This window comes from Enterobacter sp. MGH 37, assembly GCF_000534515.1.
GTDB classification, from domain to species: Bacteria; Pseudomonadota; Gammaproteobacteria; order Enterobacterales; family Enterobacteriaceae; genus Enterobacter; species Enterobacter kobei.
Genome location: NZ_KI973205.1, coordinates 1,933,754 through 1,959,343, shown reverse-complemented (window position 1 = coordinate 1,959,343; position 25,590 = coordinate 1,933,754). Strand labels below are relative to the sequence as shown.

At 55.2% G+C, this 25,590-nt stretch carries 25 protein-coding genes; 15 read left to right on the top strand and 10 right to left on the bottom strand.

Annotation, left to right across the window (positions count from 1 at the left end):
* Positions 1-21: 21 nt before the first annotated feature.
* The gene (gene argS / locus L383_RS14370) at positions 22-1,755 is read right to left on the bottom strand and encodes an arginine--tRNA ligase (protein ID WP_023330729.1); all 1,734 of its coding nucleotides are present in this window, start codon (positions 1,753-1,755) and stop codon (positions 22-24) included.
* A 239-nt stretch (positions 1,756-1,994) separates the two neighbouring features.
* On the opposite strand from argS, the gene L383_RS14375 reads away from it, so the two are divergent.
* Together L383_RS14375 and cutC are read left to right on the top strand one after the other, a co-directional pair.
* The gene (locus L383_RS14375; protein ID WP_014884329.1) at positions 1,995-2,555 is read left to right on the top strand and encodes a VOC family protein; all 561 of its coding nucleotides are present in this window, start codon (positions 1,995-1,997) and stop codon (positions 2,553-2,555) included.
* Positions 2,556-2,633: 78 nt separating this feature from the next.
* Positions 2,634-3,377 carry a copper homeostasis protein CutC gene (gene cutC / locus L383_RS14380; protein ID WP_023330728.1) on the top strand — a complete coding sequence of 248 codons (744 nt, stop codon included), beginning with the start codon at positions 2,634-2,636 and terminating at the stop codon, positions 3,375-3,377.
* Between the two features lie 262 nt (positions 3,378-3,639).
* On the opposite strand, the gene cmoB is transcribed toward cutC, so the two are convergent.
* The 5 genes from cmoB to L383_RS14405 are packed head-to-tail and all read right to left on the bottom strand — an operon-like array spanning position 3,640 to position 7,220.
* Positions 3,640-4,611: a tRNA 5-methoxyuridine(34)/uridine 5-oxyacetic acid(34) synthase CmoB gene (cmoB, locus tag L383_RS14385; RefSeq protein ID WP_023330727.1), complete on the bottom strand. Its 972-nt coding sequence runs from the start codon at positions 4,609-4,611 to the stop codon at positions 3,640-3,642.
* The gene (gene cmoA / locus L383_RS14390) at positions 4,608-5,351 is read right to left on the bottom strand and encodes a carboxy-S-adenosyl-L-methionine synthase CmoA (RefSeq protein WP_014884326.1); all 744 of its coding nucleotides are present in this window, start codon (positions 5,349-5,351) and stop codon (positions 4,608-4,610) included. The genes cmoB and cmoA overlap by 4 nt, the downstream gene beginning before the upstream one ends.
* 40 nt (positions 5,352-5,391) lie before the next feature.
* On the bottom strand, positions 5,392-5,787 hold the full coding sequence (locus L383_RS14395) for an MAPEG family protein (RefSeq protein ID WP_014884325.1): 396 nt from the start codon (positions 5,785-5,787) through the stop codon (positions 5,392-5,394).
* 51 nt (positions 5,788-5,838) lie between these two features.
* On the bottom strand, positions 5,839-6,657 hold the full coding sequence (locus L383_RS14400; RefSeq protein WP_023330726.1) for a DUF72 domain-containing protein: 819 nt from the start codon (positions 6,655-6,657) through the stop codon (positions 5,839-5,841).
* Positions 6,654-7,220: a hydrolase gene (locus L383_RS14405; protein ID WP_023330725.1), complete on the bottom strand. Its 567-nt coding sequence runs from the start codon at positions 7,218-7,220 to the stop codon at positions 6,654-6,656. The genes L383_RS14400 and L383_RS14405 overlap by 4 nt, the downstream gene beginning before the upstream one ends.
* A 264-nt stretch (positions 7,221-7,484) precedes the next feature.
* Between L383_RS14405 and aspS the strand changes: the two genes are divergently transcribed.
* From aspS to L383_RS14440, 7 genes are all read left to right on the top strand, one after another.
* Complete coding sequence (gene aspS / locus L383_RS14410; RefSeq protein ID WP_014884322.1) at positions 7,485-9,257, top strand: aspartate--tRNA ligase; 1,773 nt, start codon at positions 7,485-7,487, stop codon at positions 9,255-9,257.
* A 1-nt stretch (position 9,258) separates the two neighbouring features.
* The gene (gene nudB, locus L383_RS14415) at positions 9,259-9,702 is read left to right on the top strand and encodes a dihydroneopterin triphosphate diphosphatase (protein WP_023330724.1); all 444 of its coding nucleotides are present in this window, start codon (positions 9,259-9,261) and stop codon (positions 9,700-9,702) included.
* Positions 9,703-9,729: 27 nt separating this feature from the next.
* Positions 9,730-10,470, top strand: coding sequence for a YebC/PmpR family DNA-binding transcriptional regulator (locus tag L383_RS14420; protein WP_014884320.1), 741 nt, complete (start codon positions 9,730-9,732; stop codon positions 10,468-10,470).
* Between the two features lie 34 nt (positions 10,471-10,504).
* Positions 10,505-11,026 carry a crossover junction endodeoxyribonuclease RuvC gene (gene ruvC, locus L383_RS14425; protein ID WP_014884319.1) on the top strand — a complete coding sequence of 174 codons (522 nt, stop codon included), beginning with the start codon at positions 10,505-10,507 and terminating at the stop codon, positions 11,024-11,026.
* A gap of 81 nt (positions 11,027-11,107) precedes the next feature.
* Positions 11,108-11,722, top strand: a complete 615-nt coding sequence (ruvA, locus tag L383_RS14430) for a Holliday junction branch migration protein RuvA (RefSeq protein WP_023330723.1) — start codon at positions 11,108-11,110, stop codon at positions 11,720-11,722.
* 8 nt (positions 11,723-11,730) lie between these two features.
* Positions 11,731-12,741: a Holliday junction branch migration DNA helicase RuvB gene (gene ruvB, locus L383_RS14435; protein ID WP_014884317.1), complete on the top strand. Its 1,011-nt coding sequence runs from the start codon at positions 11,731-11,733 to the stop codon at positions 12,739-12,741.
* Between the two features lie 195 nt (positions 12,742-12,936).
* Entirely contained in the window at positions 12,937-13,389 is a 453-nt protein-coding gene (locus L383_RS14440; protein ID WP_023330722.1) for a hypothetical protein, read from the top strand.
* A 143-nt stretch (positions 13,390-13,532) separates the two neighbouring features.
* On the opposite strand, the gene znuB is transcribed toward L383_RS14440, so the two are convergent.
* Positions 13,533-14,321, bottom strand: a complete 789-nt coding sequence (gene znuB / locus L383_RS14445; RefSeq protein ID WP_023330721.1) for a zinc ABC transporter permease subunit ZnuB — start codon at positions 14,319-14,321, stop codon at positions 13,533-13,535.
* A complete protein-coding gene (znuC, locus tag L383_RS14450; RefSeq protein ID WP_014884314.1) occupies positions 14,318-15,073 on the bottom strand; it encodes a zinc ABC transporter ATP-binding protein ZnuC in 756 nt (251 codons plus the stop codon). Before znuC ends, znuB begins: the two co-directional genes overlap by 4 nt.
* Positions 15,074-15,150: 77 nt before the next feature.
* Between znuC and znuA the strand changes: the two genes are divergently transcribed.
* From znuA to lpxM, 3 genes are all read left to right on the top strand, one after another.
* Positions 15,151-16,095: a zinc ABC transporter substrate-binding protein ZnuA gene (gene znuA / locus L383_RS14455; RefSeq protein WP_032629268.1), complete on the top strand. Its 945-nt coding sequence runs from the start codon at positions 15,151-15,153 to the stop codon at positions 16,093-16,095.
* Between the two features lie 15 nt (positions 16,096-16,110).
* Entirely contained in the window at positions 16,111-17,430 is a 1,320-nt protein-coding gene (gene mepM, locus L383_RS14460) for a murein DD-endopeptidase MepM (RefSeq protein ID WP_014884312.1), read from the top strand.
* Positions 17,431-17,549: 119 nt separating this feature from the next.
* Positions 17,550-18,521 (top strand): lauroyl-Kdo(2)-lipid IV(A) myristoyltransferase, encoded by a 972-nt coding sequence (gene lpxM / locus L383_RS14465; protein ID WP_023330719.1) that lies wholly within the window; start codon positions 17,550-17,552, stop codon positions 18,519-18,521.
* Positions 18,522-18,566: 45 nt separating this feature from the next.
* Here the strand turns inward: lpxM and pyk are convergent, their stop codons facing one another.
* Both pyk and L383_RS14475 read right to left on the bottom strand, forming a co-directional pair.
* On the bottom strand, positions 18,567-20,009 hold the full coding sequence (gene pyk, locus L383_RS14470) for a pyruvate kinase (protein WP_008500455.1): 1,443 nt from the start codon (positions 20,007-20,009) through the stop codon (positions 18,567-18,569).
* A 134-nt stretch (positions 20,010-20,143) separates the two neighbouring features.
* A complete protein-coding gene (locus L383_RS14475) occupies positions 20,144-21,019 on the bottom strand; it encodes a MurR/RpiR family transcriptional regulator (RefSeq protein ID WP_032629265.1) in 876 nt (291 codons plus the stop codon).
* 358 nt (positions 21,020-21,377) lie between these two features.
* Between L383_RS14475 and zwf the strand changes: the two genes are divergently transcribed.
* The 3 genes from zwf to kdgA all read left to right on the top strand — a co-directional run bounded on the left by zwf (position 21,378) and on the right by kdgA (position 25,580).
* Positions 21,378-22,853 (top strand): glucose-6-phosphate dehydrogenase, encoded by a 1,476-nt coding sequence (zwf, locus tag L383_RS14480; protein ID WP_014884309.1) that lies wholly within the window; start codon positions 21,378-21,380, stop codon positions 22,851-22,853.
* 234 nt (positions 22,854-23,087) lie between these two features.
* A complete protein-coding gene (gene edd, locus L383_RS14485) occupies positions 23,088-24,899 on the top strand; it encodes a phosphogluconate dehydratase (RefSeq protein ID WP_023330717.1) in 1,812 nt (603 codons plus the stop codon).
* Between the two features lie 39 nt (positions 24,900-24,938).
* Complete coding sequence (kdgA, locus tag L383_RS14490) at positions 24,939-25,580, top strand: bifunctional 4-hydroxy-2-oxoglutarate aldolase/2-dehydro-3-deoxy-phosphogluconate aldolase (RefSeq protein WP_014884307.1); 642 nt, start codon at positions 24,939-24,941, stop codon at positions 25,578-25,580.
* Positions 25,581-25,590 lie beyond the last annotated feature (10 nt).

Sequence of the window (25,590 nt, the reverse complement as noted above, 5' to 3'; positions counted from 1 at the left end):
GCGGCTGCCGGGTTTTTTGTATTACATACGCTCTACGGTTTCGATACCCAGGGTATCCAGACCCAGCTTCAGGGTCTTCGCCGTCAGTTGCGCCAGCTTCAGGCGGCTGTTGCGGACCGATTCATTTTCCGCAGACAGAATAGGGCAGTGCTCGTAGAAGCCGGAGAACAGACCCGCCAGATCGTACAGGTAAGCGCACATAACGTGCGGCGTACCGTCACGGGCGACAACCGTCAGCGTCTCTTCAAACTGCAGCAGACGCGCCGCCAGCTGGGCTTCACGATCTTCCGTGATGGTCACGGTCGCATTCGCCAGTACGTTTTCATCAATGTTCGCCTTACGGAACACCGAGAGCACGCGGGTGTAAGCATATTGCATGTAAGGCGCCGTGTTGCCTTCAAACGCCAGCATGTTATCCCAGTCGAAGATATAGTCGGTGGTACGGTTTTTAGAGAGATCCGCGTATTTCACCGCGCCGATACCGACGGCGTTAGCCAGTTTTTCCAGCTCGTCGGCAGGCATGTCCGGGTTCTTCTCTGCCACCAGACGACGGGCGCGCTCCAGCGCTTCATCCAGCAGGTCAGACAGCTTCACGGTACCACCCGCACGGGTTTTGAACGGCTTGCCGTCTTTACCGAGCATCATGCCGAACATGTGGTGTTCCAGCGGAACGCAATCCGGTACGTAACCGGCTTTACGCACGATAGTCCAGGCCTGCATCAGGTGCTGGTGCTGACGGGAGTCGATGTAGTACAGCACACGGTCAGCATGCAGGGTTTCGTAACGGTACTTCGCGCAGGCGATATCGGTGGTGGTGTAGAGATAGCCGCCATCCTTTTTCTGGATGATCACGCCCATCGGTTCACCTTCCTTGTTTTTGTACTCATCAAGGAACACGACCGTTGCACCTTCGCTCTCAACCGCCAGGTTTTTCGCTTTCAGGTCCGCCACAATGCCCGGCAGCATTGGGTTGTACAGGCTTTCACCCATGACATCATCACGGGTCAGGGTCACGTTCAGACGGTTATAGGTAAGCTGGTTCTGGGACATGGTGATGTCCACCAGCTTGCGCCACATCTCGAGGAAGTATTGATCCCCGCCCTGCAGCTTGACGACGTAGCTGCGCGCGCGCTCGGCAAAGGTTTCGTCTTCGTCGTAATGCTTTTTCGCTTCGCGGTAGAACCCTTCCAGGTCCGCCAGCGCCATTTCGCCCGCGTTTTCCTGCTGCTGTTTTTCCAGGTAAGCAATCAGCATGCCGAACTGGGTACCCCAGTCGCCAACGTGGTTTGCGCGGATTACCTTGTGACCGAGAAACTCAAGCGTGCGCACCGCGGCATCACCAATGATGGTGGAACGCAGGTGGCCAACGTGCATCTCTTTCGCCACGTTCGGGGCAGAGTAGTCGATCACCACCGTCTGCGCTTGTGGTCGGGAGACACCCAGACGGTCTGATTTCAGCGCCGCGTCAACGTGGCTTGCCAGGAATGCAGGCTCCAGGAAAATGTTGATAAAGCCCGGGCCAGCGATTTCGGTTTTGCTGGCGATACCGGTGAGATCCAGATGCGTCAATACCTGCTCAGCGAGCTGTCGCGGCGGCATGCCCAGTTTTTTAGCCACTGCCATCACGCCATTAGCCTGATAGTCGCCAAACTGTACTTTTGCTGACTGACGAACCTGTGGTTCGCAATCCGCAGGCGCACCTGCGGCAATCAGTGCCTGACTGACTTTTTCGGAGAGAAGAGCCTGAATATTCACCTGGATACCTTACGTTTTTGATGCGGGCCTACAACCGCCCGCGCCAGTTAAAGAATTTAGGGCGGGAGTATACTGCAAATGCCTTCTGCCGTCAGCATTGCGGGGCCCGAAGATTGCTCAGAATCCAGCCAGAGAAGAGGTGCATAAACATGCAGTCGTAAAAACCGCGATTCAGAGGTTGGTCGAAACAGGGCAACAGAGTAAATTAGCGGCTTTGCGACATGAAAAGAGACTGACGTATGGCGAACTGGCAATCCATTGACGAACTGCATGATATTTCCGCAGATTTACCGCGCTTCACCCAGGCGTTCACAGAACTTGCCACCCGTCTTGGTCTGGATATCGCGCCGCTTGAGGCCGATCACATCTCTTTGCGCTGCCATCAAAACGCGACTGCCGAGCGCTGGCGTCGCGGGTTTGAACAGTGTGGTGAGTTGCTTTCTGAGAACATGATTAATGGTCGTCCCATTTGTCTGTTCAAACTGCATGAACCGGTCTGCGTGGCGCACTGGCAATTCACCGTTGTAGAACTGCCATGGCCGGGTGAAAAACGTTACCCGCACGAAGGCTGGGAGCATATCGAAATCGTCCTGCCGGGTGAGCCGGAAACGTTGAACGCGCGCGCGCTGGCCCTGCTCTCAGACGAGGGATTAAGCCAGCCGGGCATTTTTGTGAAGACAAGTTCGCCCAAAGGCGAGCGTGAGCGTCTGCCTAATCCGACGCTGGCCGTGACTGACGGGCAGGTGACGGTGAAATTTCATCCGTGGACCATTGAGCAGATCGTTGCCAGCGAAGCCTGAGAGTTGTGACTCGTCGCTGAGACCCAAAACAAGAGGCGTGCCATGATGGCGCGTTAAGCCGATTTTAAGGAGGAGTCGATGGCGCTGCTGGAGATTTGTTGTTATAGCGTGGAGTGTGCCGTCACCGCGCAACGGAAAGGGGCCGATCGCATTGAACTGTGCGCCGCCCCGAAAGAAGGAGGGTTAACGCCCTCATACGGCGTGCTGACGTCGGCCCGTAAGGCCGTCACCCTTCCGGTACACCCCATTATTCGTCCTCGCGGCGGTGATTTTTGTTATACGTCGGGTGAGTTCAGTGCCATGCTTGAAGATATCGCCCTTGTTCGTGACCTCGGGTTCCCCGGGCTGGTGACCGGCCTGCTGGATGAAGACGGTGAGGTCGATCTGCCGCGTATGCGTCAGGTGATGGACGCCGCAAAAGGAATGGCCGTGACGTTTCATCGTGCGTTTGATATGTGCAAAAAACCACTGCAAGCGTTTGATACCCTTGCCGAACTGGGTGTGGCGCGCGTTCTGACATCAGGGCAACAGTCTTCTGCTGAAAAAGGTCTGCAATTAATTACGGAACTAAAAGCCCATTCCGGTGTTCCAATAATAATGGCGGGTGCGGGAGTCCGTGCCGGCAATCTGGAACGGTTTTTAAACGCCGGGGTGGAAGAGCTTCACAGCTCTGCGGGGAAATGGATACCTTCACCCATGCGTTATCGCAATACAGGGCTGTCAATGTCGACGGATGCTGAAGCGGATGAGTATTCACGCTACGGTGTAGATGGAGAGTCGGTTGCGGAAATGAAGTCGCTGATTGAGCGCTATCACGTGTAGCAACGTACCGATTTTTACCGCGCATCATGTCGCCCAATATGATGCTTGCTTGTACCAGGCCCCTGCAAATTACACAGGGGCCTTTTTTTCTCCTTCATATTTCAAGCCGCAGCCGCGTTGGCCGCCTCGCTCACCCCGGTCACTTACTGATGTAAGCTCCCGGGGATTCGCTGCCTTGCCGCCTTGCTGCAACTTGAACTATTTTGGAGAAAACGTGCGACGCGTATGCCGGGTAAGGCGTAGCCGTCACCCGGCTAAAGGGTTACGGCTTCGTCGCGATCAATACCGCACGCATCGGTGCCGGATAGCCTTCGATGGTTTTGCTGTGGTCGGCCGGGTCAAGGAACTGCTCCAGCGACTCGGTGATCATCCAGTCGGTGCGGCGCTGCTCCTCGAGTGACGTCACGCTGACATCGGCAATCCGCACATCCCCAAAACCGCACTTCTCCAGCCAGTTCTTCAATGCCAGCGCGGACGGGATAAAGTAGACGTTACGCATCTGGGCGTAGCGATCGCCCGGCACCAGAACAGCATGTTCGTCACCTTCGATCACCAGCGTTTCCAGTACCAGTTCGCCGCCGCTGACCAGCTGATCTTTCAGCTGCCACAGATGTTCAAGCGGGGAGCGACGATGATAGAGCACGCCCATGGAGAACACGGTATCAAACGCTTTCAGGGCAGGAAGTTGCTCAATTCCCAGCGGCAGCAGGTGGGCGCGCTGGTCGTTGCCCAGCAGTTTACGCACTGCTTCAAACTGGCACAGGAACAGTTGCATTGGGTCGATACCGACTGCCAGATGCGCGCCTGCGCCAATCATGCGCCACATGTGGTAACCGCTGCCGCAGCCCACGTCCAGAATAGTGCGCCCGGTCAGGTCAGACAGATGAGGCAGAACGCGATCCCATTTCCAGTCGGAGCGCCATTCGGTGTTGATGTTCACCCCGTAGAGCGAGAAAGGCCCTTTGCGCCAGGGCATCAGGTTACGCATCAGCGTTTCGATGCGGTTGATCTGCCCGGCCGGGAGCGGTGCTTCGCTTTCTGCGGTGACGCTGTGAAGCAGGTCCAGACGATGCGGGGTCAGCTCTGGCAGATACTCCACCGCATTTGACCACTGCTTTAACAGGCCGTGCTGCTGATCGCGCTGCCAGGCGGCAATCTGCGCGGGCAGAGTTTCCAGCCAGTGAGACAGATGGTTTTTAGCTATCAGCTGATAGAAATTACTGAACTCAATCATGCTGCATCTCCGGCTTTTAGCGCCACCAGTGAGCCAAAGTTAAAGCACTGGAACCACAGTTCGCTATGCTCAAATCCGGCTTTGCGCAGGCGTGCTTTGTGGGTTTCTACGGAGTCTGTCAGCATCACGTTTTCCAGCATGCTGCGCTTCTGGCTGATCTCCAGCTCGCTGTAACCGTTCGCACGTTTAAAATCGTGGTGCATATTGAACAGCAGTTCGCCAACGTCGGCATCCTCAAAGCTGAATTTCTCGGAAAGCACCAGCGCGCCGCCGGGATTTAGCCCCTGGTAAATTTTGTCCAGCAGCAGCTGACGGTCTTCAGGCACCAGGAACTGCAGGGTAAAATTCAGGATGACCATCGACGCGTTGTGAATTTCAATCTCACGAATATCGCCTTCGACGACGTCCACCGGTACAGGGGCTTTATACGCATCAATATGGCGACGGCAGCGTTCTACCATCGCCGGGGAGTTGTCGACGGCAATGATTCGGCAATCTTCATGATGAACGTTACGACGTACCGACAGCGTTGCCGCGCCGAGCGAGCAGCCCAGGTCATAGACCTGCGTGCCGGGTTGAACGAAGCGCTCAGCCAGCATACCGATCATAGAGATAATATTGGAATAACCGGGAACAGAGCGCTGGATCATATCCGGGAAGACTTCGGCTACCCGTTCATCGAAGGTCCAGTCGCCCAGGCTGGCGATAGGCGCGGAAAAAAGCGTGTCGCGATCTGACATAACGTAAAAATCCGGGAAAAATAAAGTGGCGTATTGTGCGCTAATGGAGGGAGAAAACCAACTCCCACGGCATATACCAAAGGTTAGCCAGCACCATCAGCAAAAGCGAACACCAGGTCGCGCTCATGCCGGAACGACGCCAGCGGAATAAGCGGTGGTGAAAGCCATAATAATGCATTAGCCGGCCAGCAATCAGAAGCAGGCCACAGACGTGAACCATCCAGGTTTCTGCGCCATTCATCTCCATAAACAGCAGTAAAATCAAGGCGACGGGGATGTATTCGACCGCATTACCGTGAATGCGGATAGCGCTTTGCAGTTCCGAAAAACCGCCGTCACCATAAGAAACGCGGTACTGCATTCTCAGACGCACAACATCAAATGAAAACTTAATCAGCAGTAATGCACCTAAAACCGCATACAGCGCGCTGACCATACAAACTCCCTGTTTTTGGCAGATGGCACTTCACTATGATAGGGGGTGATATCAGAAAAGAGAAGATTGTTGTGGAATAGAGGGGGCGTCACCCACGGCGGGAACCGCGGCCTGCAAGGCCTGCCAGAGAGCATCGACCAGTTCGGGTGCCTGCGCAATATCCGGTGTGTGTAAAAAGAGATAGGGCGTAGTGGTTTGCTCCCACTTCGCTAATTTTTGCAGCCAGACGGCGAACATCGCCTGATTTTGCTGCATGTTATCGCTACCGATGAACCTGACCATCGGGTTTTGCGCGGTGACGATGGCGTGGACCGGCACTTTCGGTTTTTTGCGTTGCGCATCCACAATCGCTTCACTGTGCGGGATTGCACTGTGGACGGGGCGACTATCAAGAATGACGCGGTTGACCGCACGTTCCAGCAGGCCGCGGTTGAGCGCTATTTCTGCTTCACCTTTGGCAAAAAATTCAGCATGCCTGACCTCCACGCCGTAGGTAAACTCGCGGGGCAGGCTATCCAGAAACTGCCACAGGGCAGGCAGATCGCGCGGGCCGAACGTAGCGGGAAGCTGGAGCCAGTATTGCCCAATCCGGTTCGCCAGTGGCGACATGCGCGTAAAGAACTCTTCGGTTAAATCCCCGCAGTTGCGCAGCGCGGCGTTGTGGGAGATGGTCGCCGGAAACTTAAAACAGAACCGGAAATCGTCGGTCGTTTGCTCCCGCCAGCGTTCAACAATCTCCGCTTTAGGCAGCGCGTAGAGGGTCGTGTTGCCCTCGACACAGTTGAAGTGTCGGGCATATTCTTCCAGGCCGGTGATGCCCAGGCGCACCCATTTCGGGTGCGACCACTGGGGTAACCCCACATACATCATAGTGCGCTGAGGATCTCGTCCGTGCTGCGCACGCGTCCGATACGCGGGAAGATATGGGTCATGCTACCCTGATGCTGTTCCGCGGAAGCCGCGCTGCAGGCATCTTCCGCAATGACCAGGTTAAAGCCCAGCTCCCAGGCGTTACGGGCGGTAGACTCCACGCCGATGTTGGTGGAAATGCCGCACAGAATAAGGGTGTCGATACCTCGACGGCGGAGCTGCAGTTCCAGATCGGTTCCGTAGAATGCGCCCCATTGACGTTTGGTCACTTCGATATCGCTGTCGCGTTTGCCCAGCGACACCGGATACGTCCACCAGTTTTCCGGCAGGGCATGGGAGGGCGCCTGTGCATCAACGGGCTGTTTTAACGCCTCGGCGAAATCAGCGGACCAGCCGACGCGCACCATGACTACAGGGGCACCGCTGGCACGGCATTTTTCCGCCAGACGAGCGGCGCGGCTAACCACATCATCCGCAGCGTGCGGGCCACCGGCAAAGGGCAGGATCCCTTCCTGTAAATCAATCACCACAAGCGCGGTTTTGCTGGCATCCAGTGTTAACATCGTTACTCCCGTTAAATGAATCACTTCCGTAACACCATACGACGTGATGACCTGTAATGGGTCGGATAATTTTGTTAATTTTTGTGAGAATGCGCAATAAGAGTGCAGCAAACGACCGTCAGGCCGTGGTTCGCTCTTATCGTCCGGCGGAATTTCCAGTATAATAGCCGCCTTTTTTCATCCAGTTGTGACATACAGAAAGCTGCGACATAGTAGCCTGCATTCCAGGCGACATTTAGCCTGCGGCTAATTAAGGGATATCTCATGCGTACAGAATATTGCGGGCAGCTGCGTCAGTCCCACGTCGGACAGCAGGTCACCCTGTGTGGTTGGGTCAACCGTCGTCGTGATCTTGGTAGCCTTATTTTCATCGATATGCGCGACCGTGAAGGTATCGTTCAGGTGTTCTTCGACCCGGATCGTGCGGATGCGTTGAAGCTGGCTTCTGAGCTGCGTAATGAGTTCTGCATTCAGGTCACCGGTACCGTGCGTGCGCGTGACGAGAAAAACGTCAACGCAGACATGGCGACGGGTGCCATTGAAGTGCTGGCGTCCGATCTGGTTATCATTAACCGTGCTGAAGCGCTGCCGCTGGACTCCAACCACGTCAACACGGAAGAAGCGCGTCTGAAATACCGCTACCTGGATCTGCGTCGTCCGGAGATGGCCCAGCGCCTGAAAACCCGTGCGAAAATCACCAGCCTCGTGCGCCGTTTCATGGATGACCACGGTTTCCTCGATATCGAAACCCCGATGCTGACCAAAGCCACACCGGAAGGTGCGCGCGATTATCTGGTCCCATCCCGCGTACATAAAGGCAAATTCTACGCGCTGCCACAGTCTCCACAGCTGTTCAAACAGCTGCTGATGATGTCCGGTTTCGATCGCTACTATCAGATCGTCAAATGTTTCCGCGACGAAGACCTGCGTGCTGACCGTCAGCCAGAATTCACCCAGATCGATGTGGAAACCTCCTTCATGACCGCCGAGCAGGTGCGTGAAGTGATGGAAGCGCTGGTGCGTAGCCTGTGGAATGACGTGAAAGGCGTCGAGCTGGGCGATTTCCCGATCATGACCTTCGCCGAAGCCGAGCGTCGTTACGGTTCCGACAAACCAGACCTGCGTAACCCGATGGAGCTGGTGGATGTTGCAGACCTGGTGAAATCCGTTGAGTTCGCGGTATTCGCCGGCCCGGCTAACGATCCGAAAGGCCGTGTTGCAGCCCTGCGCGTACCGGGCGGTGCGGCACTGAGCCGTAAGCAGATCGACGACTACGGCAACTTCATTAAGATCTACGGCGCGAAAGGTCTGGCCTATATTAAAGTAACCGAGCGTGCGAAAGGTCTGGAAGGGATCACCAGCCCGGTTGCGAAGTTCCTGAATGCGGACATCGTGGAAGCGATTCTTGAGCGCACCGGCGCGCAGGATGGCGACATGATCTTCTTCGGCGCAGACAACAAGAAAGTGGTTGCCGATGCGATGGGCGCGTTGCGTCTGAAGCTGGGCAAAGACCTCAGCCTGACCGACGAAACCAAATGGGCACCGCTGTGGGTTATCGACTTCCCGATGTTTGAAGACGACGGTGAAGGCGGCTTGACCGCGATGCACCACCCGTTCACCTCGCCAAAAGACATGACGGCGGCAGAGCTGAAAGCGTCTCCGGAAGATGCAGTGGCAAACGCCTACGACATGGTGATCAACGGCTACGAAGTGGGTGGGGGTTCCGTGCGTATTCACAGCGGCGAAATGCAGCAGACCGTGTTCGGCATCCTGGGCATTAACGAACAGGAGCAGCGTGAGAAATTTGGCTTCCTGCTGGACGCCCTGAAATACGGTACACCGCCACACGCAGGTCTGGCTTTCGGTCTTGACCGTCTGACCATGCTGCTGACCGGCACCGATAACATTCGTGATGTTATTGCCTTCCCGAAAACCACTGCCGCAGCGTGTCTGATGACCGAAGCGCCAAGCTTTGCTAACCCGACTGCACTGGCTGAGCTGGGCATTGAGGTGGTGAAGAAGGAAGAGAAAAACTGATATGACATACAAGCTTCCCGTTTCTGTCTTAGTTGTCATTTATGCCCAGGACACGAAGCGGGTGCTAATGTTGCAGCGGCGCGACGATCCTGATTTCTGGCAGTCGGTTACCGGCAGCCTGGAAGCGGGGGAAACCGCGCCGCAGGCCGCCGCGCGTGAAGTAAAGGAAGAGGTCACCATTGATGTTGCTCGCGAGCAACTGACCCTGAAGGACTGTCAGCGCACGGTGGAGTTTGAAATTTTTAGCCATTTACGTCATCGCTACGCGCCGGGCATTGAGCGCAATACGGAATCGTGGTTCTGTCTCGCGCTCCCCCATGAGCGGGAGATCGTGTTTACCGAACACCTGAACTACCGCTGGGTGGATGCGACGGATGCCGCCGCACTGACCAAGTCGTGGAGCAACCGGCAGGCGATTGAAGAATTTGTAATTAACGCTGCCTGAGAAGGCGCGATTTTTGGAGAACTTTTTATGGCAGGTCATAGTAAGTGGGCCAACACCAAACACCGTAAAGCGGCACAGGATGCCAAACGCGGTAAGATCTTTACCAAAATCATTCGTGAGCTGGTGACAGCGGCACGTCTGGGCGGCGGCGATCCGGCCTCTAACCCGCGTCTGCGCGCGGCGGTGGATAAAGCGCTGTCTAACAACATGACGCGTGACACCCTGAACCGTGCCATCGCACGTGGTGTAGGCGGTGATGAAGACGCGAACATGGAAACCATCATTTATGAAGGTTACGGCCCTGGCGGTACTGCCGTAATGGTTGAGTGTCTGTCCGACAACCGTAACCGTACCGTTGCGGAAGTGCGCCATGCATTCACTAAAACCGGCGGCAACCTGGGTACCGACGGTTCCGTTTCTTACCTGTTCAGCAAAAAAGGCGTCATCTCCTTCGAGAAAGGCGACGAAGATGTGATCATGGAAGCCGCCCTGGAAGCCGGTGCGGAAGACGTGGTGACCTACGATGATGGCGCAATTGACGTTTACACCGCGTGGGAAGAGATGGGCGCCGTGCGCGATGCACTCGAAGCCGCGGGTCTGAAAGCGGACAACGCTGAAGTTTCCATGATCCCATCCACCAAAGCGGACATGGATGCGGAAACTGCGCCAAAACTGCTGCGTCTGATCGACATGCTCGAAGACTGCGACGACGTGCAGGAAGTGTATCACAACGGTGAAATCTCTGATGAGGTTGCAGCGACTCTCTGATGAGAGCGTATAAGCCGTTTACGGGAGACGCGTGATGTCGATTATCCTTGGGATTGACCCCGGCTCGCGCGTCACCGGTTATGGCGTTATCCGCCAGGTGGGACGCCAGCTAACCTACCTCGGCAGCGGCTGTATTCGCACCAAAGTGGACGATCTGCCGTCGCGCCTGAAGCTGATTTATGCGGGCGTGTCGGAAATCATCACCCAGTTTCAGCCTGATTTTTTTGCCATTGAGCAGGTCTTTATGGCAAAAAACGCCGATTCGGCGCTAAAGCTGGGGCAGGCGCGCGGCGTGGCGATTGTTGCCGCCGTGAACCAGGATCTTCCGGTGTTCGAATATGCCGCACGTCAGGTAAAGCAGACGGTGGTGGGGATAGGTAGCGCGGAGAAAAGCCAGGTGCAGCATATGGTGCGTACCTTGCTGAAGCTTCCCGCGAACCCGCAGGCCGATGCCGCCGATGCACTGGCCATTGCGATTACCCACTGTCACGTCAGCCAGAACGCGATGCAAATGAGTGAATCGCGGCTCAATCTGGCGCGAGGCAGGTTACGATAAAGAGAAATCAGGCTGGATAAACATCCAGCCTTTTTTTATTATATCGCCAGTCAAACATTTTCCAGAACGCAGGAGCGTCACGTGATAGGCAGACTCAGAGGCATCATCATTGAAAAACAACCCCCGTTAGTGCTGCTGGAAGTGGGTGGCGTGGGCTATGAAGTCCACATGCCAATGACCTGCTTCTATGAGCTGCCGGACGCGGGTAAAGAGGCGATTGTCTTTACTCAGTTCGTGGTGCGTGAAGATGCTCAGTTGCTTTACGGCTTCAACAACAAGCAGGAACGTACCCTGTTCCGCGAGCTGATTAAAACCAACGGCGTGGGGCCGAAGCTGGCGCTGGCGATTTTGTCCGGTATGTCTGCTCCGCAGTTCGTGAATGCCGTTGAGCGCGAAGATCCTGCGGCGCTGATTAAACTCCCGGGGATTGGTAAGAAAACCGCCGAGCGTCTGATTGTTGAGATGAAAGACCGCTTTAAAGGTCTGCATGGCGATCTGTTCACCCCGGCCACCGATCTGGTTCTGACGTCACCTGGGGCGCCGTCAACAGATGATGACGCTGAGCAGGAAGCGGTTGCCGCGCTGGTGGCGCTGGGCTATAAACCTCAGGAGGCCAGTCGGATGGTAAGCAAAATTGCCAAACCGGATGCCAGCAGTGAAACCCTGATTCGTGAAGCGCTGCGCGCTGCATTGTGAGGTAAAGGATGATTGAAGCAGACCGCCTGGTATCGGCAGGCACCCTTCAGGCAGAAGACGTGGTGGATCGTGCGATCCGCCCGAAACTGCTTGATGAGTATATCGGCCAGCCGCAGGTACGTTCCCAGATGGAGATTTTCATCCAGGCGGCAAAGCTGCGCGGCGATGCGCTCGATCACCTGCTGATTTTTGGCCCGCCAGGGTTGGGGAAAACCACGCTGGCGAATATCGTTGCCAATGAAATGGGCGTCAACCTGCGCACGACCTCCGGCCCGGTGCTGGAGAAAGCCGGCGATCTGGCGGCAATGCTGACCAACCTTGAACCGCATGACGTACTGTTTATCGATGAAATCCACCGTCTGTCTCCGGTGGTAGAGGAAGTGCTCTATCCGGCAATGGAAGATTACCAGCTGGATATCATGATTGGTGAAGGCCCGGCTGCGCGCTCCATCAAGATCGATCTGCCGCCGTTTACCCTGATTGGCGCAACGACCCGTGCCGGATCGTTGACCTCTCCACTGCGCGACCGCTTCGGTATCGTGCAGCGTCTGGAGTTTTATCAGGTGCCGGACCTGCAGCATATTGTCGGTCGTAGCGCGCGCTATATGGGGCTGGAGATGAGCGAAGAGGGCGCTTTTGAAGTGGCGAAGCGTTCGCGCGGTACGCCGCGTATTGCCAACCGCCTGCTGCGTCGCGTGCGCGACTTTGCCGAAGTGAAGCACGATGGCACCATTTCGGCAGAGATTGCCGCCCAGGCGCTGGATATGCTTAACGTCGATGCCGAAGGCTTTGACTATATGGACCGCAAACTGCTGCTGGCGGTGCTGGATAAATTCTTTGGCGGACCGGTCGGGCTGGATAACCTGGCGGCGGCGATCGGTGAAGAGCGTGAAACTATCGAGGATGTTCTGGAGCCGTATTTGATCCAGCAGGGATTCTTACAGCGTACGCCGCGTGGTCGTATGGCGACGGTGCGGGCGTGGAATCATTTCGGCATTACGCCACCGTCAATGCCGTAATGATGAGCAGGCGGGATGTTAAATTTCGCCTGCGACGCTGACCGATTAGTTACCTCATCTGATTTATCATCCATATTATTTTGGATAAATTTATCCTACCTATCATTTTAGATAATTCGCTTATTCCCTCTATGATGAATTTATAGCGATATCCATGCTATGAATAAATTTCATCATCACATCAGGAATAACAAAATGAAAACAATGACGGCTCTGACTATTGCCGCTCTGACTATGGCGGCTTTGTCTGGCGCCGCGAATGCCGCTATTTCCGGAACCCAAACATGGAAAATGGTGGATAATAAACTTGAAAATACCAGTAACGGACGAAAATTATGTATGACTGGCATTGCTTACCAGCAGGCGGTGATGGAGCCATGTGGTTCTAATCCAGAATTGCAGAATATTCGTGAGGTCAATTTCGCTATTAATGGGATGCTGATGCTGGAAACATATCCAGAATATGCCTTCGCACCAGCAAGCGGCAAAGTTTATATACGCGAATATGAACCTATTGCGAGTCATTGGGACTATATTAACGGACAGCTGAAAAAAGTTGATACCGATGGTATTGTCAAGTGTCTTGATATGGAAGGCGGTATAAACGTCCCAGGTGCCAAATTGCATTTAGCAACGTGTACCAGGTAATAAAATAAGCCCCGATAATTTCATCGGGGCTTATTTACGTGTGCACCCAACATGGGCGCACTCCAGCGGTTTAAGTCCCGCCATGCGTTGATCACAGCACATGAAGCGAAGCGCCACCCTCTGTGGAAGCGCTAATCGTTCATTCAGGCATTAGGTTGTTTTTTCATCATGCTGAAAATAAACAGCACCGCCGCACTCAGCACTACTGACGGCCCAGCAGGCGTGTCATAGAACGCCGAGAAGGTTAACCCACCCGTTACCGCAATCATTCCGATAATCACGGCCACACCGGCCATCTGCTCCGGCGTGCGGGCAAAACGGCGCGCCGTGGCGGCAGGGATGATCAGCAGCGAGGTAATAATCAGCGCCCCGACGAACTTCATCGCCACGCCGATGGTTAATGCCGTCACCAGCATCAGCAGTAGCTTAACCCGTTGCAGCTTCACGCCGTCGACGAAGGCCAGGTCCGGGCTGACGGTCATCGCCAGCAGGTTACGCCACTGCCAGAGCAGAATACCGAGTACCACCACCACACCGAAGGCGATGGAAATTAAATCTTCCGGCGTCACGGCAAGCAGATCGCCAAACAGATAGGCCATCAGGTCGACGCGGATATTCGACATCAGACTCACCACCACCAGACCCAGCGAGAGCGCGCTGTGGGCCATAATGCCAAGCAGCGTATCAATGGCGAGGTGCGGACGTTTCTCCAGCCAGACCAGCCCGGCTGCCAGCAGCAGGGTGACGACAATCACCGCGTAGAAGGGATTTACATCCAGCAGTAAACCAAAAGCCACGCCCAGCAAAGAGGCGTGCGCGAGGGTATCACCGAAATAGGACATTCTGCGCCAGACCACAAACGAGCCGAGTGGACCCGCGGCGCAGGCAAGCATAATCCCGGCCAGCCAGCCGGGCAGTAACAGTTCAATCATGAGTGTCCATTTCCCCGGCGCAGGACAATTCGTCCCTGTAAATCATGGCGGTGATTATGATGATGACGGTAAATACCCAGCTGTTCAGCGCCACGAGGGCCAAACATGGAGATAAACTCCGGGTGCATCGAGACCACTTCAGGCGTGCCGGAACAGCAAATATGATGGTTAAGGCACAGCACTTCGTCCGTTTTCGCCATGACAAGATGGAGATCGTGGGAGACCATCAGCACGGCGCAATTCAGTTCACGGCGAAGCTGATCGATCAAATCATAAAGCGCGACCTGACCGTTAACGTCCACCCCCTGGGTAGGCTCATCAAGCACCAGCAATTGCGGGCTGCTCAACAGCGCGCGCGCCAGCAAAACGCGCTGCGTCTCACCCCCGGAAAGTTTTTGCAGCGGCGCGTCAATAAGGTGGCCCGCCTGTACGCGTTTCAGCGCCGGGAGAATATCGGCTTTCCGCGTGCCGGGGCGCAGGCGCAGAAAGCGACTCACCGTTAAAGGCAGCGTGGCATCCAGGTGTAATTTCTGAGGCACATAGCCGATACGCAATTTTTCCTCGCGGGTGATAACACCTTCATCGGGCGTCACCAGACCCAGTACAACCCGTACCAGCGTGGATTTGCCTGCGCCATTAGGACCAAGCAGCGTCAGAATTTTGCCGGGCTTCAGATCCAGCGACACGTCAGAGAGGACGCGGCGCTGGCCGAAAGAGACCGAAATATTATCGAGAGAAACCAGTGTCGTCATGTCAATTTAAGCTTGAAGAAGTCAACGAATGTTATAATATCACATTCCACGCATTTACTACGATGATTAGTCGCATTATGTTACATAAAAATACGCTTCTTTTCGCAGCATTATCCGCTGCCCTTTGGGGTACAACCGCACAAGATGTTAACGCGGCGGTTGTCGCTTCGCTTAAACCGCTTGGATTCATCGCGTCGGCCATTGCCGATGGGGTGACGGAAACCCAGGTTTTGCTGCCTGACGGGGCCTCTGAGCATGACTATTCTCTTCGCCCTTCAGATGTAAAACGCTTACAAAACGCGGACTTAGTCGTCTGGATTGGACCAGAGATGGAAGCGTTTATGCAGAAGTCGGCCAAACAGATTCCCGGCGATAAACAGGTTGCGATTGCCGGGCTTTCCGGCGTGAAACCGTTGCTCATGAAAGGCACGGATGACGACGGTGATGAACATGACCATCACGCGGCAGAGGGTGAAAAAGGTGATGGAGATCACCATCATGGTGAGTACAACATGCATCTCTGGCTTTCCCCAGAGATAGCGCGGCTTTCAGCGGTTGCAATCCACGACAAATTAGTGGAACTTATGCCGCAAAGTCGAGCCAAACTAGACGCCAACCTGAAGGATTTTGAGGCACAATTAGCCGCAACCGATAAGCAGGTAGGTAATGAGCTCGCACCGTTGAAAGGAAAAGGGTATTTCGTTTTTCATGACGCCTATGGCTACTATGAAAAACACTATGGTTTGACCCCGCTTGGGCACTTCACCGTCAACCCTGAAATTCAACCTGGTGCGCAGCGTTTACATGAAATCAGAACACAGTTGGTTGAGCAAAAAGCGACATGCGTTTTTGCTGAGCCACAGTTCAGGCCAGCGGTCGTAGAAGCCGTGGCCAGGGGGACATCCGTGCGCATGGGGACCCTTGACCCGCTAGGAACGAATATCCAGTTGAGCAAAGCGAGCTATTCGCAGTTCCTCAGCCAACTGGCGAACCAGTATGCGAGCTGCCTGAAAGGAGATTAACGAGGAAGTGAATACGTGCAACAGATAGCCCGCTCTGTCGCCCTGGCATTTAACAATCTGCCTCGACCCCACCGCGTTATGCTGGGGTCGCTTACAGTACTCACCTTAGCGGTCGCCGTCTGGCGGCCCTATGTTTACCACCCGAGTTCTGCCCCTATCATCAAAACCATCGAGCTTGAAAAGAGCGAGATCCGTTCTTTACTGCCTGAAGCCAGTGAGCCTATCGACCAGGCTGCTCAGGAAGATGAAGCGATTCCCCAGGATGAACTGGACGATAAAATCGAGAACGAGGCCGGGATCCACGAGTATGTTGTCTCTACCGGTGACACGCTGAGCAGCGTGCTCAACCAGTACGGTATCGACATGGGGAATATCAGTCAGCTCGCTGCTGCAGATAAAGACCTGCGTAACCTGAAAATAGGGCAACAGCTCTCCTGGACCTTAACGGCGGATGGCGATCTCCAGCGGTTAACCTGGGAGATGTCCCGCCGTGAAACCCGCACCTACGATCGCACTGCAAACGGTTTCAAAATGACCAGTGAAATGCAGAAGGGCGACTGGGTGAACAGCGTGATGAAAGGCACAGTAGGCGGAAGCTTCGTTTCCAGCGCCCGTGATGCCGGTCTCACCAGCTCTGAAATCAGTGCGGTGATCAAAGCCATGCAGTGGCAGATGGATTTCCGCAAGCTGAAGAAGGGCGATGAGTTTTCCGTGCTGATGTCTCGCGAAATGCTCGACGGCAAGCGTGAGCAGAGCCAACTGGTGGGCGTACGTCTGCGCTCTGATGGCAAAGATTACTATGCCATCCGTGCCGAAGACGGTAAGTTCTACGACCGCAGCGGTACGGGACTGGCGAAAGGCTTTATGCGCTTCCCGACGGCTAAACAGTTCCGCGTTTCCTCTAACTTTAACCCGCGTCGTCTGAACCCGGTTACCGGGCGCGTCGCACCACACCGTGGCGTTGACTTTGCCATGCCGCAGGGCACGCCGGTGCTGGCTGTGGGTGATGGTGAAGTGGTCGTGGCTAAACGTAGCGGTGCCGCAGGCTACTATGTCGCGGTGCGTCACGGTCGTACCTACACCACCCGCTATATGCACCTGCGTAAACTGCTGGTTAAACCTGGACAGAAAGTGAAACGTGGCGACCGTATCGCGCTCTCCGGCAACACCGGACGCTCGACCGGCCCGCACCTGCACTATGAAGTGTGGATTAACCAACAGGCCGTAAACCCGCTGACGGCGAAACTGCCACGCACCGAAGGCCTGACGGGTAAAGATCGTTCTGATTACCTGGCGCAGGTGAAAGAGGTGATACCGCAGCTGAGCTTAAACTAAGCCTTCTGTTTTTGTGAAAAAAGCCGGTGTCAGTATGCGCCGGCTTTTTCTTTTGTGCGTGGACGACTGCCTCGCTACACTATCAATAAAATTTTGCGTCACCAGACCCTGGAACCAGCATGGAAACAAAAAAAAACAATATTGAATACATTCCTGAGTTTGAAAAATCCTTTCGCCATCCGCGCAACTGGGGCGCCTGGCTCGGGGTCTACACCTTTGCAGGCATCGCTATGCTGCCTGCTGCGCTGCGCGATCCCCTGCTGGGGAAAATTGGCCGTCTGGCCGGGCGTTTAGGCAAAAGCGCGCGTCGCCGTGCGCAGATCAACCTCTATTACTGTTTTCCCGAAAAAAGCGATGCCGAGCGCGAGGCTATCATCGATGCGATGTATACCACCGCGCCGCAGGCAATGGCAATGATGGCAGAGCTGGCGCTGAAAGGGCCGGAAAAAATCGTTGACCGTGTTGACTGGAAAGGGCTGGAAATCATTGACGAAATGCGTCGCAATGACGAGAAGGTGATTTTCCTCGTTCCTCACGGTTGGGGTGTCGACATTCCGGCGATGCTGATGGCTTCTCAGGGTCAGAAGATGGCGGCCATGTTCCATAACCAGGGCAACAAAATCTACGACTTTGTCTGGAATACCGTACGTCGTCGTTTTGGCGGTCGTTTGCATGCGCGTAACGATGGTATCAAGCCGTTTATTCAGTCCGTACGTCAGGGATACTGGGGCTACTATCTGCCGGATCAGGACCACGGACCGGAGCACAGTGAGTTTGTCGACTTCTTTGCGACCTACAAAGCCACACTTCCCGCGATTGGCCGCCTGATGAAGGTGTGTCGCGCCCGCGTGATCCCACTCTTCCCGGTTTATGATGGTAAAACGCACCGTCTGAGCATTGAAGTCCGCCCGCCGATGGATGACTTGCTGACCGCTGACGATCGCACCATTGCGCGTCGCATGAACGAAGAGGTGGAAATCCTGGTGGGGCCGCATACCGAACAGTACACGTGGATATTGAAGCTGCTTAAAACGCGAAAGCCGGGTGAAACGGAGCCCTATAAGCGTAAAGAGCTTTATCCGAGGAAATAAAAAAAGCCCTCTCCATCTGGAGAGGGCTTTTTAACACAGACGTTGTTACTCGACGGTCATAACGCGGGTGGTGTTGGTTGAGCCAATGGTGCTCATCACATCACCCTGCGTCACGATAACGATATCACCGGACACCAGGTAACCTTTGTCGCGCAGCAGATTGACGGCATCGTGCGCGGCTGCCACGCCGTCATTGGTGCTGTCGAAGTGCACCGGCGTCACACCGCGGTACAGCGCCGTCAGGTTCAGCGTACGTTCATGACGGGACATGGCGAAGATCGGCAGACCGGAGCTGATACGGGAAGTCATCAGCGCGGTACGGCCTGATTCGGTCATGGTGATGATCGCGGTAACCCCTTTCAGATGGTTTGCCGCGTACATGGCAGACATCGCAATCGCTTCTTCCACGTTGTCGAACTGCACGTCCAGACGGTGTTTAGAGACGTTGATGCTTGGGATCTTCTCTGCGCCCAGGCAGACACGCGCCATCGCGGCCACGGTTTCAGCAGGATATTGGCCCGCAGCGGTTTCCGCAGACAGCATTACCGCATCGGTACCATCCAGCACGGCGTTAGCGACGTCCATCACTTCTGCACGGGTTGGCATTGGGTTGGTGATCATGGATTCCATCATCTGGGTCGCGGTGATCACCGCGCGGTTCAGCTGACGTGCGCGACGAATCAGCGCTTTCTGGATACCGACCAGCTCAGGATCGCCAATTTCCACACCCAGATCGCCGCGGGCCACCATCACCACGTCAGAAGCCAGGATCACATCGTCCATGGCGTCCTGATCGCAAACGGCTTCCGCGCGTTCAACCTTGGCAACAATTTTGGCATCACAGCCTGCATCACGGGCCAGACGGCGTGCATAGTTCAGATCTTCGCCACAGCGTGGGAAGGAGACTGCCAGGTAGTCAACGCCGATCAGAGCCGCAGTAACGATGTCCGCTTTGTCTTTATCGGTCAGCGCTTCCGCAGAGAGGCCGCCGCCCAGTTTGTTGATACCTTTATTGTTGGAGAGCGGGCCGCCGACGGTGACTTCGGTGAACACTTTCATTCCCTGAACTTCGAGCACCTTCAGCTGTACGCGTCCGTCGTCGAGCAGCAGGATATCGCCAGGCACCACGTCAGCTGGCAGGCCTTTATAGTCAATCCCGACTTTTTCTTTATCGCCTTCGCCTTTGCCCAGGTTGGCATCCAGCAGGAATTTATCGCCGATATTGAGGAAAACTTTACCTTCTTTGAAGGTGGAGACACGAATTTTAGGACCCTGCAGATCGCCGAGGATAGCGACATGGCGGCCCAGTTTAGCGGCGATCTCACGCACTTTGTCGGCACGTAATTTATGGTCTTCTGGCGTACCGTGAGAGAAGTTCATGCGCACCACGTTGGCACCCGCGGCGATAATCTTTTCAAGGTTATTATCGCGGTCGGTGGCCGGGCCTAAGGTGGTAACGATCTTGGTTCTGCGAAGCCTTCTGGACATGTAATACTCCGTTGACTGAAACAACTTTGGTGTTGCGTGAACATTGAATCGGCCTTCATCTGCCGCAAGGCAGCAAAGAGAGGACCGAATGCCGTAAATCATTACATCGTAATTATTGGTTACGTCTTCGTTATCTACTTTAAGGAAACATCGCTCTTTATGAGCAATTCTTTATCAAAACGCGATTCCTTCAGCGCTTCCTTGACTCGCTTCAAGTTATCTCTGAATTTTGCGCCCCGGCGCAAGGTAAAACCGGTCGCCAGCACGTCTATAACCGTGAGCTGTGCCAGACGGGAAACCATAGGCATATACATATCGGTATCCTCCGGGACGTCCAGCGTAATGGCGAGCGTCGCCTCTCGTGCCAGCGGCGTACCGGCGGTGGTGAGGGCGATCACCATGGCATCGTTTTCACGGGCCAGCTGCGCCAGTTCCACCTGACTTTTGGTGCGGCCAGTATGCGAAATGAGTACCACGACGTCATCTTCACTGCAATTCATACAGCTCATGCGTTGCAGCACAATGTCATCGGAATAAATCACCGGCACGTTGAAGCGGAAGAATTTATTCATGGCATCGTGCGCCACGGCGGCCGACGACCCAAGTCCGAAGAACGCGATCCGCTTGGCCTGGGTAAGTAAATCCACCGCACGGTTCACCGAACTCATATCCAGAGACTGACGAACGTGGTCAAGCGTGGCCATAGCTGACTCAAAAATTTTCGCCGTGTAGGCATCTACGCTGTCGTCTTCATCCACATTACGATTAACATAAGGGGTGCCGTTTGCCAGACTTTGTGCCAGATGCAGTTTAAAATCAGGAAAGCCGCGCGTTTCCAGGCTACGGCAGAAGCGGTTAACCGTCGGTTCGCTGACGCCTGCTTCCTGAGCCAGCGCGGCGATGCTTGAATGAATCGCCTGAGCGGGAGAGGCAAGAATGACTTCAGCCACTTTTCGCTCGGATTTGCTAAGGTGTTCCAGTTGATACTGGATTTTTTCAAGCATATTCATTGTTAACAGGGCGCTCGTGGGGGTGGAAACGATTTCATAAATGGATGAAATCTTCATTCGATTAGCCGATATTACCCCTGTGGCTTCCATAAAGGGTAACAGTCGACAAGATAATGTTGTTGTTTTTTTTCATTACTTGATCGATGTCGGGTTTTGCTATGACCCTGTTGCGCAAATTATCGACGCTTGTTGCGTCATAATGCCCCCGTAATCGGCTGCAAGGCGAAAAATTGCCGTATCGCACGAGACGATAAGTGCTAATGGTTTCGGGAATGACGTAAAAGCAGTACAGTGCATTGTAATAAAATTACAACGATACCTGGCAGAAGTACCAGGTGATCCAACTGAGGAGAATGACATGGCGGTAACGCAAACAGCCCAGGCATGTGACCTGGTCATTTTCGGCGCGAAAGGCGATCTTGCACGCCGAAAATTGCTGCCTTCCCTGTATCAACTGGAGAAAGCGGGCCAAATTCATCCGGATACCCGTATCCTGGGGGTAGGGCGCGCCGACTGGGATAAGGACGCTTATACCAAAGTCGTCCGCGAGGCGCTCGAAACTTTCATGAAGGAAAAAATTGATGAAAGTTTGTGGGATACCCTGAGCGGTCGTCTTGATTTCTGCAACCTGGACGTCAATGACGTCAGCGCGTTTAACCGCCTGGGCGCCATGCTGGATCAGAAAAACCGTGTCACCATTAACTATTTCGCCATGCCGCCAAGCACGTTCGGCGCCATCTGCAAAGGTCTCGGCGAAGCCAAACTGAACGCCAAACCGGCGCGCGTGGTGATGGAGAAGCCGCTGGGTACCTCTCTGGCAACCTCGCGTGAAATCAACGACCAGGTGGGCGAGTTCTTCGAAGAGTGCCAGGTTTACCGTATCGACCACTATCTCGGTAAAGAGACGGTACTGAACCTGCTGGCGCTGCGTTTTGCTAACTCCCTGTTTGTGAATAACTGGGACAACCGCACTATCGACCACGTGGAAATCACCGTGGCGGAAGAGGTAGGTATCGAAGGCCGCTGGGGTTACTTTGACCAGGCAGGCCAGATGCGCGACATGATCCAGAACCACCTCCTGCAAATTCTGTGCATGATCGCCATGTCACCGCCGTCTGACCTGACGGCAGACAGCATTCGCGACGCCAAAGTCAAAGTGCTCAAGTCGCTGCGCCGCATCGACCGCTCCAACGTGCGCGAGAAGACCGTTCGCGGCCAGTACACTGCCGGGTTTGCGCAAGGCAAAAAAGTGCCGGGCTACCTGGAAGAAGAGGGCGCGAACAAATCCAGCAACACCGAGACTTTTGTGGCGATCCGCGTGGATATCGATGACTGGCGCTGGGCGGGCGTGCCGTTCTACCTGCGTACCGGTAAACGTCTGCCAACCAAATGTTCCGAAGTCGTCGTCTACTTCAAAAACCCGGAACTGAACCTGTTCAAAGAGTCCTGGCAGGAGCTGCCGCAGAACAAACTGACCATTCGTTTGCAGCCGGACGAAGGGGTTGATATCCAGATCCTCAACAAAGTGCCGGGCCTGGATCACAAGCATAACCTGCAGACCACCAAACTGGATCTGAGCTACTCCGAAACCTTCAACCAGACGCACCTCGCGGATGCTTATGAGCGTCTGCTGCTGGAAACCATGCGTGGTATCCAGGCGCTGTTCGTGCGTCGCGATGAAGTGGAAGAGGCGTGGAAATGGGTCGATTCCATTACCGAAGCCTGGGCAGCCGATCAGGATGCGCCAAAACCGTATCAGGCGGGCACCTGGGGGCCGGTTGCATCGGTGGCCATGATCACCCGTGATGGCCGCTCCTGGAACGAGTTTGAGTAGGATAATCCACTAGCCCGAAAGTGTTATTTTACCGGTAACATGATCTAACACAGCTAGTGGCACAATTTTTATTCTTTTAAGCGCCGCGTGGATTTCCCCGCGGCGCTTTTTTTATTACACTGCCGGAAGTGATTTTGCCCCAGAGCTCCGGACGGCAAGCGTTTCAGCGGTGTTAACAACTGCCAGCGACGTTGTAAACTCCTGAGCCCGGACAGATATATTAGAGGAGCTTTTATGAATCCGACATTGTTACGCGTAACACAACGCATTATTGAGCGCTCGAAGGAGACCCGTTCGGCCTACCTCGCCCGGATTGAACAGGCAAAGAGCAATACCGTCCATCGCTCTCAGCTGGCCTGTGGTAACCTGGCGCACGGCTTCGCGGCCTGCCAGCCCGATGATAAAGCCTCCCTGAAAAGCATGTTGCGTAACAATATCGCCATTATTACCTCCTATAACGACATGCTCTCCGCCCACCAGCCGTATGAGGTCTATCCCAATATCATTCGTAACGCGCTGCACAGCGTGAATGCGGTAGGTCAGGTCGCGGGTGGCGTGCCGGCAATGTGCGACGGTGTGACCCAGGGGCAGGATGGTATGGAGCTGTCGCTGCTCAGCCGCGAAGTGATTGCGATGTCTGCTGCAGTAGGCCTGTCACACAACATGTTTGATGGCGCACTGTACCTGGGCGTGTGCGACAAGATCGTTCCGGGACTGGTGATGGCTGCGCTGTCGTTTGGCCATCTGCCCGCGATCTTTGTGCCGTCTGGCCCGATGGCAAGCGGCCTGCCGAATAAAGAAAAAGTGCGTATTCGCCAGCTGTATGCGGAAGGAAAAGCAGACCGTCAGGCGCTGCTGGAGGCGGAAGCCGCGTCCTACCATGCGCCGGGTACCTGTACATTCTACGGCACGGCCAACACCAACCAGATGGTGGTGGAATTTATGGGCATGCAGCTGCCGGGCTCGTCCTTTATCCAGCCGGATGCACCACTGCGTCAGGCCTTGACTGAGGCCGCTGCCCGTCAGGTGACGCGTCTGACCGGAAACGGCAATGAATGGATGCCGATGGGCAAAATGGTCGACGAAAAAGTGATCGTCAACGGTATTGTGGCTCTGCTGGCCACCGGCGGTTCGACCAACCACACCATGCACCTGGTGGCCATGGCGCGCGCGGCGGGCATTCTGATCAACTGGGATGATTTCTCTGAGATCTCTTCCGTGGTGCCGCTGATGGCACGTCTTTACCCGAACGGTCCGGCGGACATCAACCACTTCCAGGCTGCGGGTGGCGTACCGCTGCTGATGCGCGAGCTGCTGAAAGGCGGTTTGCTGCATGAAGACGTCAACACCGTGGCAGGCTTTGGCCTGCAGCGCTATACCCAGGAGCCGTGGCTGAACAATGGCGAGCTGGCCTGGCGCGACGGGGCGACCGCATCTCTCGATGCGCAGGTGATTGCCACCATCGACAAACCGTTCTCTCCTCATGGTGGCACCAAAGTGCTGAGCGGCAACCTCGGTCGTGCGGTGATGAAAACGTCTGCTGTACCGGAAGAGAACCAGGTTATTGAAGCGCCGGCTGTGGTGTTCGAAAGCCAGCACGACGTATTACCCGCTTTTGACGCGGGTCTGCTTGATAAAGACTGTGTGGTGGTAGTGCGTCATCAGGGGCCAAAAGCGAACGGCATGCCAGAATTACATAAACTTATGCCACCACTTGGTGTATTATTGGACCGCCGTTTCAAAATTGCGTTAGTGACCGATGGACGCCTCTCCGGTGCATCCGGCAAAGTGCCTTCAGCTATCCACGTCACGCCGGAAGCTTATGACGGCGGTTTGCTGGCGAAAGTGCGCGACGGTGACATGATCCGCGTGAACGGTCAGACAGGTGAGTTAACCCTGCTGGTGGATGAGGCAGAGCTGGCGGCACGTCAGCCACATATTCCTGACCTGAGCGCATCGCGCGTGGGGACCGGACGCGAAATGTTCAGCGCGCTGCGTGAGAAACTCTCCGGTGCAGAGCAGGGCGCGACCTGTATTACGTTTTAAGACGACTTGATTTTAACGATCTGGCGAGAGAAAACTCTGATGAAAAACTGGAAAACAAGTGCAGAAGCAATCCTGACCACTGGCCCTGTCGTGCCGGTTATCGTGGTAAACAAGCTGGAGCACGCTGTGCCAATGGCGAAAGCGCTGGTTGCGGGTGGCGTTCGTGTTCTGGAAGTGACCCTGCGTACCGCCTGCGCGATGGATGCGATTCGCGCTATCGCCAAAGAAGTGCCGGACGCCATCATCGGTGCGGGCACTGTTCTCAACGCGCAACAGCTGGCAGAAGTCACGGAGGCCGGAGCTCAGTTCGCTATCAGCCCTGGCCTGACCGAGCCGCTGCTGAAAGCAGCGACCGAAGGCACTATTCCTTTGATCCCGGGTATCAGCACCGTGTCTGAACTGATGCTGGGCATGGACTACGGCCTGAAAGAGTTCAAATTCTTCCCGGCAGAAGCCAACGGCGGCACCAAAGCGCTACAGGCGATTGCAGGTCCATTCTCTCAGGTGCGTTTCTGCCCGACGGGCGGTATCTCTCCGGCGAACTACCGTGACTACCTGGCGCTGAAAAGCGTGCTGTGCATCGGGGGTTCATGGCTGGTGCCAGCGGATGCGCTGGAAGCGGGCGACTGGGATCGCATCACGAAACTGGCTCGCGAAGCGGTTGAAGGCGCGAAGCAATAAGTTTTTTATC

Coding starts and splice junctions, on each gene's coding strand:
- L383_RS14375 (WP_014884329.1), top strand. CDS start 1,995: ATGGCGAACTGGCAATCCATTGACGAACTGCATGATATTTCCGCAGAT.
- cutC (WP_023330728.1), top strand. CDS start 2,634: ATGGCGCTGCTGGAGATTTGTTGTTATAGCGTGGAGTGTGCCGTCACC.
- cmoB (WP_023330727.1), bottom strand. CDS start 4,611: ATGATTGAGTTCAGTAATTTCTATCAGCTGATAGCTAAAAACCATCTG.
- cmoA (WP_014884326.1), bottom strand. CDS start 5,351: ATGTCAGATCGCGACACGCTTTTTTCCGCGCCTATCGCCAGCCTGGGC.
- L383_RS14395 (WP_014884325.1), bottom strand. CDS start 5,787: ATGGTCAGCGCGCTGTATGCGGTTTTAGGTGCATTACTGCTGATTAAG.
- L383_RS14400 (WP_023330726.1), bottom strand. CDS start 6,657: ATGATGTATGTGGGGTTACCCCAGTGGTCGCACCCGAAATGGGTGCGC.
- L383_RS14405 (WP_023330725.1), bottom strand. CDS start 7,220: ATGTTAACACTGGATGCCAGCAAAACCGCGCTTGTGGTGATTGATTTA.
- aspS (WP_014884322.1), top strand. CDS start 7,485: ATGCGTACAGAATATTGCGGGCAGCTGCGTCAGTCCCACGTCGGACAG.
- nudB (WP_023330724.1), top strand. CDS start 9,259: ATGACATACAAGCTTCCCGTTTCTGTCTTAGTTGTCATTTATGCCCAG.
- L383_RS14420 (WP_014884320.1), top strand. CDS start 9,730: ATGGCAGGTCATAGTAAGTGGGCCAACACCAAACACCGTAAAGCGGCA.
- ruvC (WP_014884319.1), top strand. CDS start 10,505: ATGTCGATTATCCTTGGGATTGACCCCGGCTCGCGCGTCACCGGTTAT.
- ruvB (WP_014884317.1), top strand. CDS start 11,731: ATGATTGAAGCAGACCGCCTGGTATCGGCAGGCACCCTTCAGGCAGAA.
- L383_RS14440 (WP_023330722.1), top strand. CDS start 12,937: ATGAAAACAATGACGGCTCTGACTATTGCCGCTCTGACTATGGCGGCT.
- znuB (WP_023330721.1), bottom strand. CDS start 14,321: ATGATTGAACTGTTACTGCCCGGCTGGCTGGCCGGGATTATGCTTGCC.
- znuC (WP_014884314.1), bottom strand. CDS start 15,073: ATGACGACACTGGTTTCTCTCGATAATATTTCGGTCTCTTTCGGCCAG.
- znuA (WP_032629268.1), top strand. CDS start 15,151: ATGTTACATAAAAATACGCTTCTTTTCGCAGCATTATCCGCTGCCCTT.
- lpxM (WP_023330719.1), top strand. CDS start 17,550: ATGGAAACAAAAAAAAACAATATTGAATACATTCCTGAGTTTGAAAAA.
- pyk (WP_008500455.1), bottom strand. CDS start 20,009: ATGTCCAGAAGGCTTCGCAGAACCAAGATCGTTACCACCTTAGGCCCG.
- L383_RS14475 (WP_032629265.1), bottom strand. CDS start 21,019: ATGAATATGCTTGAAAAAATCCAGTATCAACTGGAACACCTTAGCAAA.
- zwf (WP_014884309.1), top strand. CDS start 21,378: ATGGCGGTAACGCAAACAGCCCAGGCATGTGACCTGGTCATTTTCGGC.
- edd (WP_023330717.1), top strand. CDS start 23,088: ATGAATCCGACATTGTTACGCGTAACACAACGCATTATTGAGCGCTCG.
- kdgA (WP_014884307.1), top strand. CDS start 24,939: ATGAAAAACTGGAAAACAAGTGCAGAAGCAATCCTGACCACTGGCCCT.